9 protein-coding genes and 1 tRNA gene are annotated in these 12,310 nt (G+C 53.6%); 6 read left to right on the plus strand and 4 right to left on the minus strand.

Annotated features, from left to right (window positions below):
• The first annotated feature begins 731 nt into the window (after positions 1–731).
• Complete coding sequence (locus E1J53_RS02295) at positions 732–1,802, plus strand: transposase (RefSeq protein ID WP_134270364.1); 1,071 nt, start codon at positions 732–734, stop codon at positions 1,800–1,802.
• 448 nt (positions 1,803–2,250) lie between these two features.
• Here E1J53_RS02295 and E1J53_RS02300 read toward each other — a convergent pair whose 3' ends face one another.
• From E1J53_RS02300 to E1J53_RS02310, 3 genes are read right to left on the minus strand one after another with little or no spacing between them, the layout of a single operon-like run.
• On the minus strand, positions 2,251–2,895 hold the full coding sequence (locus E1J53_RS02300) for a TIGR02117 family protein (RefSeq protein ID WP_173021334.1): 645 nt from the start codon (positions 2,893–2,895) through the stop codon (positions 2,251–2,253).
• A gap of 38 nt (positions 2,896–2,933) precedes the next feature.
• Positions 2,934–3,170 carry a hypothetical protein gene (locus tag E1J53_RS02305; protein ID WP_134270366.1) on the minus strand — a complete coding sequence of 79 codons (237 nt, stop codon included), beginning with the start codon at positions 3,168–3,170 and terminating at the stop codon, positions 2,934–2,936.
• Between the two features lie 23 nt (positions 3,171–3,193).
• Positions 3,194–5,149, minus strand: coding sequence for an acetoacetate--CoA ligase (locus E1J53_RS02310; protein ID WP_134270367.1), 1,956 nt, complete (start codon positions 5,147–5,149; stop codon positions 3,194–3,196).
• 115 nt (positions 5,150–5,264) lie between these two features.
• On the opposite strand from E1J53_RS02310, the gene E1J53_RS02315 reads away from it, so the two are divergent.
• From E1J53_RS02315 to E1J53_RS02325, 3 genes are all read left to right on the plus strand, one after another.
• Positions 5,265–6,911: a hypothetical protein gene (locus tag E1J53_RS02315; protein WP_134270368.1), complete on the plus strand. Its 1,647-nt coding sequence runs from the start codon at positions 5,265–5,267 to the stop codon at positions 6,909–6,911.
• A gap of 31 nt (positions 6,912–6,942) precedes the next feature.
• Positions 6,943–7,476 (plus strand): DsrE family protein, encoded by a 534-nt coding sequence (locus E1J53_RS02320; RefSeq protein ID WP_134270369.1) that lies wholly within the window; start codon positions 6,943–6,945, stop codon positions 7,474–7,476.
• A gap of 389 nt (positions 7,477–7,865) precedes the next feature.
• Positions 7,866–9,050: a hypothetical protein gene (locus E1J53_RS02325; protein ID WP_134270370.1), complete on the plus strand. Its 1,185-nt coding sequence runs from the start codon at positions 7,866–7,868 to the stop codon at positions 9,048–9,050.
• A gap of 179 nt (positions 9,051–9,229) precedes the next feature.
• On the opposite strand, the gene E1J53_RS02330 is transcribed toward E1J53_RS02325, so the two are convergent.
• Positions 9,230–9,302, minus strand: a tRNA-Thr gene (locus tag E1J53_RS02330).
• A gap of 92 nt (positions 9,303–9,394) precedes the next feature.
• Here E1J53_RS02330 and E1J53_RS02335 point away from each other — a divergent pair.
• Both E1J53_RS02335 and E1J53_RS02340 read left to right on the plus strand, forming a co-directional pair.
• On the plus strand, positions 9,395–10,978 hold the full coding sequence (locus E1J53_RS02335) for a peptide chain release factor 3 (RefSeq protein WP_134270371.1): 1,584 nt from the start codon (positions 9,395–9,397) through the stop codon (positions 10,976–10,978).
• A gap of 285 nt (positions 10,979–11,263) precedes the next feature.
• Positions 11,264–12,196, plus strand: coding sequence for a serine hydrolase (locus tag E1J53_RS02340; RefSeq protein ID WP_253929771.1), 933 nt, complete (start codon positions 11,264–11,266; stop codon positions 12,194–12,196).
• The last annotated feature ends 114 nt before the right edge of the window (positions 12,197–12,310 follow it).

The raw sequence follows: 12,310 nt of genomic DNA on the forward strand, positions 1-12,310 counted from the left end.
CGCCACTTTTTTCAAAGAACACCTATCGATTGTCAACTCTTTGTTTTCAAGTACTCGCCCCGTATTGGCTCAAACACCAATTCCGCTTCACGGCCCAAAAGCACCGCTCCCCCTACCAGCAATTAAGGCCGGGTTTAAGATTTATATCACTGCGTTGAAGGTCTAAAGTATTTGCTGCAACCAAAGTTTTCTTAGTGGTTTGTTCCGGGCTTTCCCTGCTCCCCCCCCCTTTTTTCGGCCTTCGTCATCGGTAGGGAATGGAGGCCTTTGCGACCGTTGGCGCCAAGCTGTTGTATGAGCACCCCAAGGCTTTTAAAAAGTCCCTAATGATGTGTAACCGATTAGTGATCTTTTGTCCACTAAGTAGGTTGCGAGTTTCGGCTTTGTAGGTCAGCAAAGGTCTTCATTCCCGTTAAGCCGATGATGCAGCCGAGGGCGTTCGCTTCGCGGCTACTTCGTGGTTGGCTCCACCTCATATGTTTGCCTTAGGATGTCATATTGTCTTTCGTTAGAAAGGAAGCATGATATCTTACTCCTAGTAGTAGTGACTCATTGTTCCACCAAGGCCTACTGTAAAATCGTATAGCCACACCAAAAGGATTGAGCCTACTGCTAGGAGGCTTTTAGAGTCGGAATAGCACTTAAATCAGTGGATATTTTCACTAGATAGTATAACGCTATGAGGGAAGGCGAAGAAAGTACTCTGCTTTTTATCATCAATTCTGTTCTGTATGTCTGTAGTTAAACAATCCATAGGTGTGGATGTGAGTAAAGACGATTTCTACGTCCGCATTTTATTCCAGTTCCAAGGGAGCACCGAAGTCCGCAAGCATCGTGGCGTCAAGAAGTTTTCTAACACTAATTCGGGGTTCATTAAGCTCCATGAATGGCTCAAGAAGTATACCGTCCAGGATGCCCCGATGGTGATAGCAATGGAAGCTACCGGGGTATACCACGAAGCACTAGCTTACTTTCTCTTTGAGCATGGCTATTTCGTATCCGTCCAATTATCGACAAAGGTCAACGCATTCGCAAAGAGCCATAACTTACACAACAAAACGGATGTCAGTGACGCAGAAATCATTGCTCGCTTAGTCTCCGAAAGAAAACTTGTTGCTTGGCGCCCACCTACAAAGTCTATTCGTCGTCTAAGAGCCCTAACACGTCAATATCAAGCAATTACAGAATCAAAAACAGTTACTCAAAATCAACTACACGCTATGGAACATAGTGCGCTTGTTGATGACCAAGTCTGCATGCGGTATCGTGAGATAATTGCACTCTTTAAACGACAATTGAAACAAATCGAATTAGAAATCCGCCAGCTTGCTCGCCAGGACGAACTTCTTGATAATGTGCTACGCCTACTCATGACAATTCCTGGAGTGGCCTTAAAAACAGCTGCAGTCATTGCAGCAGAGACAGGCTGTTTTCAGTTGTTTGATTCTCGTGCTCAATTAGTAAAATTCTCGGGAATGGATGTAGTTGAAAGACAGTCGGGTAGTTCCGTAAGAGGACGTTCTTCAATATCAAAAAGAGGAAACTCAAGGATACGTCGAGCGCTTTTTATGCCATCATTATCCTACGTAAAGGATGATGGTGTTTTTGGCCAGCTGTATCAGAGGGTATATCAACGGACAATGATTAAGAAAAAAGGGCTTATTGCAGTTCAACGGAAGTTGTTAGTGGTTATGTACGCAATAGTGAAAAATGGAACTGCTTATGACCCTAGACTTCATCAAAGGAGGTGTCAAAAAGAAGTAGGCAAGCCGAAACTTGCCTACCGTGACTCCATCAACTAGAAGTTGGATGGGCCTTAGGCTTTAAAGATAAAAAAGCGTCTAAATCTTTGGAAAATAACATAGCACCTTTTGGCCAGCAAAAGGTGGAAAACTTATGGGGTAGAATTTTCCTTGGCGCTTAGGAGTAAATTAAGAGGCTTCTTACCCACCACCATTTAGCCACTGCATTCATCTGACCTAGATTTTAAGTTGTGATTTTTCTTTTGGCGAGGAAGACCTAGAAAGAGATAGACTCAGCTGAAAGAACAATCCGTGTGCTATCAAAAGGGGTATAACTCTATGCCATCCCATAAATTTTCTGCCGCTACTGAAAAATTCAAGGGTTTGATGGCCAATTGGTTAATTCACGGAACAGCCTACGCTCAAGAGTAACCCACCCATCTTTATCTACTAGTTTAGCGTATTTTCCGAATCAAGTCCCATGGCATCGGCAACGATAAACGCGGACCTAATGCTCCAAATGGCGGAGAATCCCACTATCCATCGGGGTCCACACCGCCGTGCGGATACCGACCCGGCGGAAGGCCCGGTTCACCCAGGTGTTACACGTCATGATCATGCTGTAATGCCCCCTTGCTTCGTAAAAGCGATCGCGATCCGTGTAACCGGCATCCGGAATTTCGATCACCTCCCCGGCCGCTCCCGCGGCGAAGGAAGACCGGATGTATTTAAGGAGGTGGAAGAGTTGCTCTTCCCGAATGTGTACCGACGTCCAGTCCGTGCGTTCCCGCTCGTAGTCGGTGATGTGCATGGCCGTCGGACTCCGTAAAAGCATGGCCTTGATGGCCGTGGAAGCTTTGAGTTCCGCCCAGGTGGGCGTATCGAGATAAAACCCCTTATCGCCCCAGCCGAAGGCCATGAAGCTGGTGTTTGGTCCCGGACTTAGCTGCTGCCACAAGTCTTCCGGTACTTCTGCCCGGGGCAGGATGACGTCTACGTGCACCCCGTTGGAGTGGACGTAAATGGTCTTCATCCGGGGTGTTTTTTCGTTTAACACTCCGGTGGGAATGGCGGATAGCAGCAATGACAGTAATACGTAACCAAGCAGGCCGGCGAGTACCGCCAGGACCGAGCGCAGCGTCCATCGTTTCATTTTTTTCAGCATCCTTGCTGCATTCTGGGGGAAGAAAATTATTCCAGCCGATCCATGTGCACCCGATGGCGCACGGCATCCCCAAAGATAGCCAGCCCAGCGTTGAAAACTACCAGGGCGACCGTACCGTAGGCCACCCAGGAGGAAGTGGCTGCGCCCCCGGACTTTAGCATTGCCGCTTCGGCAATCAGGCAGGCACCAAATCCGATAATGGCCAGGCCACCGCCGGATTTGATCATCCAGCGTCGGCGGTGTTCTTGGTAGGTTTTCGGCATGAGTACTTTGTATTCCTTATTCGTTAGTTGTTTTTGGCCCAGTTTATGAACCAGTCCAACGCCCGGGGATTGCGTACCGCATCCCGGTTCAGGCTGGAGGATAGGTCCATGCCGAGTAGAATCTTTTTCACCGGAACTTCCATCTTTTTCCCACTCAGGGTGTAGGGCACGTCCGGTACCTGGATGATTTCGTCGGGGACGTGGCGGGGAGAACACTGAACCTTCAGTTCCCGGTTGATCTTCTCGCGCATCCCGGCGTCAACTTCCCCGTCGCTTACTACGAACAGGGGCATATGGTCCGACCCGTCGGGTTGTTCGAGGTTCAGGATGAGGGCATCCTTTAGTTCCGGAATCTGGTCCAGCACCCGGTAAATTTCGGCCGTCCCGATCCGGACGCCCTTGCGGTTAAGGGTCGCGTCTGATCTTCCCTGGATGATCAACTGACCGTTTGGGAAAATTTTTATCCAGTCTCCGTGCCGCCACTTGCCGGGGAAATCGGAAAAGTAGCTGGCCCGGTAGCGCGCTTGCCCCGGGTCATTCCAAAAGTAAACGGGCATACTGGGCATGGGCTGTTCGATGACCATTTCTCCGAGCTGCCCGGAGACCCGCTCCCCCGCTTCGTCGTAGGCGTACAGCGCGCACCCCAGGGCGCGGCCCTGGATGAGCCCCCGGCGAACCGGGGCGAAGGGAATTCCCCCGACGAAGGCCGTACATACGTCGGTTCCGCCACTCATGGAACAAAGCCAGAGATGTTCCCCCACGGCTTCGTATACCCAGTCGAAGGCCTCGGCGGGCAGGGGAGCACCCGTGCTGCCGATGGACCGCAGTCGGCTAAGGTCATAAGTTTTGCCGGGAGTGAGTCCCTGCTTCATGCAGGCCACCAGGTAGGGAGCACTGGTGCCAAAGTGATGGATGGGCAGCTCCTCGCTTAATTCCCAGAGCCGGTTCAGGCTGGGGAAGCCGGGACTGCCGTCGAAGAGCACCGGCGTAGCCCCCATGAGCATGGAAGCCTGCAGGAAGTTCCACATCATCCAGCCGGTGGTGGTGAACCAGAAGAAACGCTCCCCGGGCTTGACGTCATTGTGGAAAGCCATGTACTTCAGGTGCTCGAGCAGCACGCCCCCGTGGCTGTGGGTGATGGCCTTGGGTTTTCCGGTGGTGCCGGAAGAGTAGAGAACCCAGATCGGATGGTCGAAGGGGACCGGCCTTAGGGTAAGGTCCTCCCGGGTATACTCACTGGCTGCGGTTGTAATGTACTCGTAGGCGGCAGCGTCCGGGAGACTGGCCGCGGAATCGAGGTAGGGGACGAAGGCGGTGGCCCGGACGGAAGGAAGTGCCCGGCGAAGCTTGGCGACCTCCTCCATTCTTGAATAGGGCTTGCCGTTGTACTGGTAACCGTCGCAGGCGATCAGGACCTGGGGTTCGATTTGCCCGAAGCGCTCAATGACCGTTTCCACCCCGAAGTCGGGGGAACAACAGGACCATACCGCCCCCAGGCCATTGGTGGCCAGAAAAAAGACAATGGCCTCCGGGATGTTGGGCAGGTAGGCGGCCACCCGGTCGCCTACGCCAATCCCCTGGCCGATCAACCACTGCTGGGCGGCGACCACCTGCTGTGTCAAGCTGGCCCAGCTGACCTCCTGCCCCCCGGTTTCATTCCGAAAGATTAGGGCCGGATACTCGGTAGTGGCCTGACGGAAAATGTGCTCGGCGTAGTTTACCGTGGCCCCGGCAAACCAACGAACGTTGGGCATTTTTCCCGATAGGACCTCAGTGGGCGCATCATGAAAATTTACCCCAAAGTAATCGACGATGCTTTGCCAGAAATCGGCGGGGTTGTTCGTACTCCAGTTCCAGAGCTCTTCGTAGGTGTCAAAGTCATACTCACGGGTAGCTTTGAGCCACTTTTTATAGGCCCACAGGTTGGTGTTGGAAACGGATGCTTGATCTGGTTGCCACAAAACGGGGTGGGTAGGCATGCTGGTTTCAATTTTATTTGGCTAAGGCGTGGGTGAAGGTAGTGGTTTGTCGGGAGCTGGAAATCAATCCAACTTGTAGCCCCTACCTTTAGCTCCGTACCACCTAACACTTAGCATGCTTTTTCGATTACTTATGGCCCTGCTTGTGGGCCTGCTACCCTTCGCCGGCGCTACTGCGCAAGTGGAGCTTACCGCCGGGGAATGGCGGGCGGATCTGGATTTTTTCCAGAAAACCATTCACACCGATTACCCCTTTCTGTTCAAAAAAACCACGGTAGCCGCCTTCGATGAGCAGGTCGAACAGCTGCGGGAAGCCATACCGGAGATGGCGGCTCACGAGATTAAGGCGGGGTTCATCCGTCTGGTGTCGTCCTTTGCGTACGGACATACTTCCATTCGCCCGCTGAGTGAGGAGGTAGGCTTTCACCGTCTGCCCCTGAATCTGTACGAGTTCTCTGATGGCCTTTTCGTGGAAGGTGCCAGCCGGGACTATTCACGGGCAGTAGGAGCAAGAGTGATCAACATCGAAGGCCGGCCCGTCGCCGAGGCGTTGACGATGGTCCGGCCAATGATTCCCGCCGAGAATGACTATTTCGTCAAGGCCTACGGACTGTACATGCTCTGCATTCCGGAAATATTGCACGCCAGCGGCGTGACGGAGGAACTGAAGAAGGAAATCACCTTCACCCTCGAAAAAGACGGGGAGACCTTTGAACAGCAGGTTGTTGCGGAGCAATCCCCGGAAATCTCCATTGCTTATGGCTTCAGTAAATCCGGTGAGGGATGGACGGGCATGAGAGATGAAACGGTTACCCCCCATTATCTGGACTCCCTGGAAAAGCACTACTACTTCCGTTATTTGCCCGAGGAACGGGTAGTCTACGTTCGGTACAGTCAGGTTTTTCCCGACCCGACCGAAAGTATTGATGACTTCTTCAAGCGCGTTTTCGCCTTCGTTGATGCCAACGAAGTGGAGCGCTTGGTGCTGGACGTACGCTTGAATGGCGGTGGAAACAATTTCAACAACAAGTACGTGGTCACGAACGTCATCCGGGCCGATAAAATCAACCAACCCGGTAAATTTTTCGTACTCATCGGTCGGCGGACGTTCTCCGCCTGTCAGAATTTGGTCAACGAACTGGACAACTACACCAACGCCATTTTCCTCGGAGAACCAACGGGCGAAAACGTAAACTTCTACGGCGATAACCGATTGCTTGTGCTGCCCAACAGCAAAATCCCCGTGCGCCTTTCCTGGGCCTGGTGGCAAGACAAGCCCCAGTGGCAGAACGCCGACTGGCTGGCGCCCCATCTGGCGGTAGGACTCAGCGCCGAAGAATATCGTACCAACCAGGACCCCGTCCTGGCAAAGGCCCTGCAGTTTGACGGAGATAATTTTGTCCGCGACCCCATGCAGCACCTTACCGACTTATTCTCCACGGGTAAAATCATGCAGGTGCAAACCGACGCCCAGAAGTTCGTGGAGGACCCCAACTATCGGTTCGTTGATTTTGAGGGCGAGTTTGATCGCATCGGGCAAATGCTGCTCGGTGGTGGTCGTAACGTGGAGGCCTCCTTCGTGCTACGGATGAATAACCGCCTCTTCCCGGAATCGGCCCGCACCCATTATCGGTACGGAATTGCCGTGGCGAGCTCCGGTAAAACGGATCAGGCCAAAGAACTTTTTGCCAAAGCCATTGCCCTGGACGGAGATGGAGCAATAGCTGCCGCCGCCAGAGAAGAAATGGCAAAGCTTCAGTAGGGTCCCGAAATTTTTACCAAGAACACAAGACATGCGAACATATTTCCTCCTTGCCATTAGTCTCCTGGCGTTCACCTCTCTGCTTGGCCAGGAACGCGTCAACCCGGTCATCAAGGACTTTGGCGGGATCTATCCGATTCCGGAAGCTACCGTGAAGCCGGATCCGGGCCTGCGCTACAAAATTGTGGTAGACGTGTTTTCCGGAGCGCCCACGCCCGACACCCTGGGGGCCGGACTAAACAACGTTGCCCGGATGCTGAACCTACACGCCGTGGGTGGCGTGCCACCGGAGCAAATGGAGGTGGTGCTGGCCATCCACGGAAAGGCCACCTTCGGTGTATTGGATAACGCTACCCACCAAAAGCTTTTCGGAGTGGATAATCCTAACGCTCCGCTGGTAACGGCCCTGAAGGCTGCGGGAGTAAAGCTCACCGTCTGCGGTCAGTCTTTACTGGCCCGGGGCTTTACCCCGGAGCAAACCCTGCCGGAAATTGAGATCGCAACTTCCATGCTCACCACCGTATCTACCCACCAATTGCGGGGATTTTCGGTTTTTCGGTTTTAAAACCGGGAAAGTATCCGGAAAAGGTAATGTCGGCCGGGGCAATGTTTTCTGTTTTGATTTCCAGAGGGTTACCGAACACGGGGTAGTGCCCTTCGGTTTTTAAGGTAAGTGGGGGATGTTCCCCATGAACCTTAAATTAACCTGATTGTGTCCCGGATTCCCAGTACACTGTTGACGGCCATCCCCGTATTGGGGATGATGGGCTACCTCGGCCTCGCTAAGGGCCTGGGTACCGTAGGGCGATCGATTTACTACGCACTTGGATTTTTGTATTTCCTGGGCGTCATCTCCGGTATTTACCGGAAGAATCGTAAACGACGCAACGCCGCTTCAAGAGAGAGGGAAGTTCCCTCCGTGGACGCAAAAACCAAACTTAAAAATCACCCATCGTGATTACCGACAATAACTTCAAAGAACTGGCCCGCTTCAGTGGCCCACACTCTGTTTCTATGTATTTCCCCACCGGCCGCGTTGGCCAGGAGGAGAAGTCCCGTATACGGGCTAAGAATGCCGTGCAATTGGCCGCTCGCAAACTTGAAAAGCAATTCGGGTTGCGCCCGTCACAGGCGGAGCAATTTCTGCAGCCGGCCATTGATTTATTCGCCGAGCCGGAATTCTGGCAAGATCAAAGTGACGGCCTGGCCGTGTTTATCGGTGACGGACACTTCAGCCATTATGCCTGTCCGATTGACTTCCGTAGCCAGGTATACGTACAGCAGACCTTTTACGTACGTCCCCTGATTTCGCTGGTGAACGAGGACCCCGCCCGTTTTTACCTTCTTTCCCTCAGTCGCGACAACATCCGCCTGTTTGAAACTACCGAATACAGCATCCAGGAACTGGAATTTGCCGAAGAGGTGCCCAGTAATATGGCCGAAGCGTTACGGATTGATGACCGCAGCCGCGGACTGACCCGCGCTGGTGCCCCCGGCAAAAAAGCCGGTAGTAACTCCGTATTCTTTGGCCGTGACGCCGATCACGATCAGGAGAATGAAGAAATCAAGGTCTTTTTTGACCGCGTGAACGACGGCGTGACCAGTATTCTGTGCGACGACAATGCACCCCTGGTGCTGGCGGGAGTAGAAGAACTAATTCCCATTTACCGGGAGGCCAATAGTTATGCTCACCTGTACGAAGAGGACTTTATGGCCGGTAATGTGGCGGATAAGCAACCCGCCGAGTTACAGGAAATGGCCTGGAACGTAGTGGCGCCCCACTTTCAGGAACAATACCAGCGGGATCTCGAAAAATTCGAGGCGAAACTGGCCAATAACGAGGCAAGTTTTGGTGTCCATACCGTCATTCCCGCAGCCATCAATGGCCGGGTGGAGGTACTCTGGGTCGATAAAGATCACGATAGCTACGGTACCTACGATGAAGCGACCAACGGCGTATCGCTTGACCCGGAGCAGAATGATGCTAACAGCGAGGAGTTGCTCGAACGGGCAGCCCGAGCCGCCCATGCCTCCGGTGCGAAGGTGTATAATCTGCCCCGGACGGAAATGCCCCGCATTACCTCCGGAATCTGTGCCATTTACCGCTATAATGTAGACGCACAGACCACGAACCTGTAAAGTTGGCACCCGAATAATTACCTGGCACCTGCACGCCGTTGCCAAAGGCTAGTCGCGTAAACCCTCCGGGCCCGAAACCTTACCTCCAAAACGGAGTACGTTTCGTCATCCGAAAGCAGTTGCCGGTGATAAAAAGCAAGAAGCCCCGCAATCCAGACGGATTGCGGGGCTTTGCTGTGAGCCACCCACCGGACTCGAACCGGTGACCTATTCATTACGAATGAATTGCTCTACCAGCTGAGCTAGGGTGGCTGATTAAAGCGGACGCAAAGATAAAATGCTACGGGATAATGCACCAAGCTTAGGGAAAGTTTTTTTACCGCCGTACTTTTGCGCTCCGAATTATGAGCCAGAAAACCGAAATCGCCCGTCGCCGCACCTTCGGCATCGTTGCCCACCCCGATGCGGGGAAGACCACCCTGACCGAGAAACTCCTCCTTTTCGGGGGCGCCATTCAGGTTGCCGGGGCCGTGAAGAGCAATAAGATCAAAAAGACCACGACCTCCGACTTTATGGAGATCGAGCGGCAACGGGGCATCTCCGTAGCCACCTCCGTGATGGCCTTCGACTACGCAGATAAGAAGATCAACATCCTCGATACGCCCGGCCACAAAGACTTTGCGGAAGATACCTACCGCACCCTGACGGCGGTGGACAGCGTGATCGTGGTCATTGACGTCGCCAAGGGGGTAGAGGAACAAACGGAAAAACTGGTGGAAGTCTGCCGGATGCGCAGGACCCCCGTCATTGTCTTCGTCAATAAACTGGACCGCCCCGGTAAAGAAGCCTTCGACCTCATCGACGAGATCGAACAGAAACTGCACCTGAACGCCCGGCCGCTCAGCTGGCCGATCGGGATGGGAGACCGGTTCCAGGGCGTCTACAATCTCTTTGAGGAAAAACTAGTGCTGTTCCGGCCCGACAACAAACAGGGGCGTCCGGAAGAGGTCATTGAATTCAATGACCTGGCGGACCCGCAACTGGATAGCCTGGTTGGGGAGGACGCCGCCGAAGAGCTGCGCGGCGAGGTGGAGATGATCAACGAGGTCTATCCCGATTTTGCACGCCAGGACTACCTGGATGGAGAAATCAGCCCCGTATTTTTCGGCTCGGCCGTCAATAATTTTGGCGTCAAGGAACTATTGGACTGCTTCGTGCAAATCGCTCCGCCGCCCCGGCCCCGGCCGGCCGAAGAGCGGCAGGTGGAACCCAACGAAGATCAGTTTTCCGGCTTCGTTTTCAAGATTCACGCCAACATGGACCCCCGTCACCGGGACCGCATTGCCTTCCTCCGGATCTGCTCCGGCACCTTCGAGCGCAACACCAACTATCTGCACGTGCGGCAAGGTCGGAAGCTGAAGTTTGCCAACCCGACCAGCTTCATGGCCGCCAAAAAAGAAGTGGTGGACGAGGCCTTTGCGGGTGACGTGGTGGGACTCTATGACTCGGGGAACTTCAAAATCGGGGATACCCTGACGGAAGGGGAGGAGTTACACTTTAAGGGTGTCCCTTCCTTTAGTCCTGAACAATTTCGGCGGGTCATCAACGGTGATCCGTTGAAGTCCAAGCAACTGGCCAAGGGAATCGACCAACTCATGGACGAAGGTGTAGCCCAGCTATTTACCCGTACGGTGGATAACGCCCAGATCATCGGAACGGTGGGGGCACTGCAGTTCGACGTAATTCAGTACCGGCTCGAGCACGAGTATGGCGCAAAGGTCATTTACGAGCCCATCAACCTCCACAAAGCGCTGTGGGTGACGAGTGAGGATCCGGCCGCCATGCGGGCCTTTTTGGAACGCCGCCGTCAGCACGTGGGGGTCGACAAGAGCGGCCGAAACGTATACCTTGCCGAAAGCGCCTGGACGCTCCAGATGGCTAAGGATAACCACCCGGAGATCGAGTTTCATTCGACCAGTGAGCTGTAACCGCGATACACCCCAAAGAAAACGTTACCATAGTGTTAAACTACCCGTTTTCGCCCTTCAGATTAGCCTTTCTCGCAACTGTTTGTATATTTGTTTGTCTACAAACGGCGGCTCAGCACTAAGGATTTACGATATTGGAGCCGTTTAGCCTTCCCAAATAGCAATTGTGTGACGTTAAGTTCAATTTGCCACGTGATCCAACCATGTGGTTTTTTCTAAGACACACGCTTTTATATGTTCAAAAGGATCTTCTTTTTCCTGCTCTTACTGAATTCAATGTTTTTCATGAGCAGTACGCAGTTTGACGTCAGCCGCCTCCAGGCTGAATTCGTACAGGCTTCCAGTTTCTTCATGCCGGTTAATTTGGAGCGCGTTGCCGCTCCCGTTGCGGACTTTCCCATGGAGGAAGCTGCACCCGTAGCCGCGCTGCGTGACTTCAGCAACGAAACGCTGCAGGCAGAACTCAAAGCCAGAATTTTAGCCAACCCCGTGTGGGCCAAGCTTTACCGGAACAAGAAACTGTCCGTCGGTCTGGTGGACATGCAGGAGGAAACCGCCCCCCGCTTTGCCACCCTCAACGGACGGCACATGATGTACGCGGCCAGCCTGCCCAAAATTGCCGTTTTGGCCGCCGCTCAGGACGCCATCGAGCGCGGTGAACTCAAGGAGACGGAAGAAATCCGTCGGGACATGCGACTGATGATCGCCAAGTCCAACAACGCCGCCACCACCCGGATGATCGACCGGGTTGGTTTCGAAAACATCGAAAGAACCATGACGAGCCCCGAACTCAAACTGTACGACCCCGAATTCGGTGGTGGTCTTTGGGTGGGCAAGCGCTACGCCGCCGGTGGTCGTCGGTACCCGGATCCCATCAAGGGAATCAGCCACGCCGCCACCGCCGAGCAGGTGTGCCGCTACTTCTACCTGCTGGCCAACGGTCGTCTGATCAGTGAAACGGCCAGCAGCGCCATGATGAGCTACCTGGTCAACCCGGAGTTGCACCACAAGTTCGTCAATACGCTCGACCGGATCGCCCCCAACGCCACGGTATACCGCAAGTCGGGTTCCTGGTCCGTTTTCCACGCAGATGTAGCCATGGTGCAGGGCCCCGAGCGGAACTACATCATGACGGCTCTCGTGGAAGACCCCGAAGGCGAGCAAATTTGCCGTGAACTGGCCGAAGTGCTCGACGAACTGGCCCGGGTTCGCAGCTAAAAAAGAATCTTCAACAACTTACCCCCGTCAGGTTTCTGGCGGGGGTATTTTTTTATTTGCTGAGTTTTTGCAACTTTGTTGCAGTAATGGCGTTCCCGTACTACCTTTATACTT

Source organism: Lewinella sp. W8 (assembly GCF_004375085.3).
Taxonomy (GTDB): Bacteria; Bacteroidota; Bacteroidia; order Chitinophagales; family Saprospiraceae; genus Neolewinella.

What these genes read in the sequence shown, in the direction of transcription:
- E1J53_RS02295 (WP_134270364.1), top strand. Translation starts at nt 732, where the DNA reads ATGTCTGTAGTTAAACAATCCATAGGTGTGGATGTGAGTAAAGACGAT.
- E1J53_RS02300 (WP_173021334.1), bottom strand. Translation starts at nt 2,895, where the DNA reads ATGAAACGATGGACGCTGCGCTCGGTCCTGGCGGTACTCGCCGGCCTG.
- E1J53_RS02305 (WP_134270366.1), bottom strand. Translation starts at nt 3,170, where the DNA reads ATGCCGAAAACCTACCAAGAACACCGCCGACGCTGGATGATCAAATCC.
- E1J53_RS02310 (WP_134270367.1), bottom strand. Translation starts at nt 5,149, where the DNA reads ATGCCTACCCACCCCGTTTTGTGGCAACCAGATCAAGCATCCGTTTCC.
- E1J53_RS02315 (WP_134270368.1), top strand. Translation starts at nt 5,265, where the DNA reads ATGCTTTTTCGATTACTTATGGCCCTGCTTGTGGGCCTGCTACCCTTC.
- E1J53_RS02320 (WP_134270369.1), top strand. Translation starts at nt 6,943, where the DNA reads ATGCGAACATATTTCCTCCTTGCCATTAGTCTCCTGGCGTTCACCTCT.
- E1J53_RS02335 (WP_134270371.1), top strand. Translation starts at nt 9,395, where the DNA reads ATGAGCCAGAAAACCGAAATCGCCCGTCGCCGCACCTTCGGCATCGTT.
- E1J53_RS02340 (WP_253929771.1), top strand. Translation starts at nt 11,264, where the DNA reads ATGAGCAGTACGCAGTTTGACGTCAGCCGCCTCCAGGCTGAATTCGTA.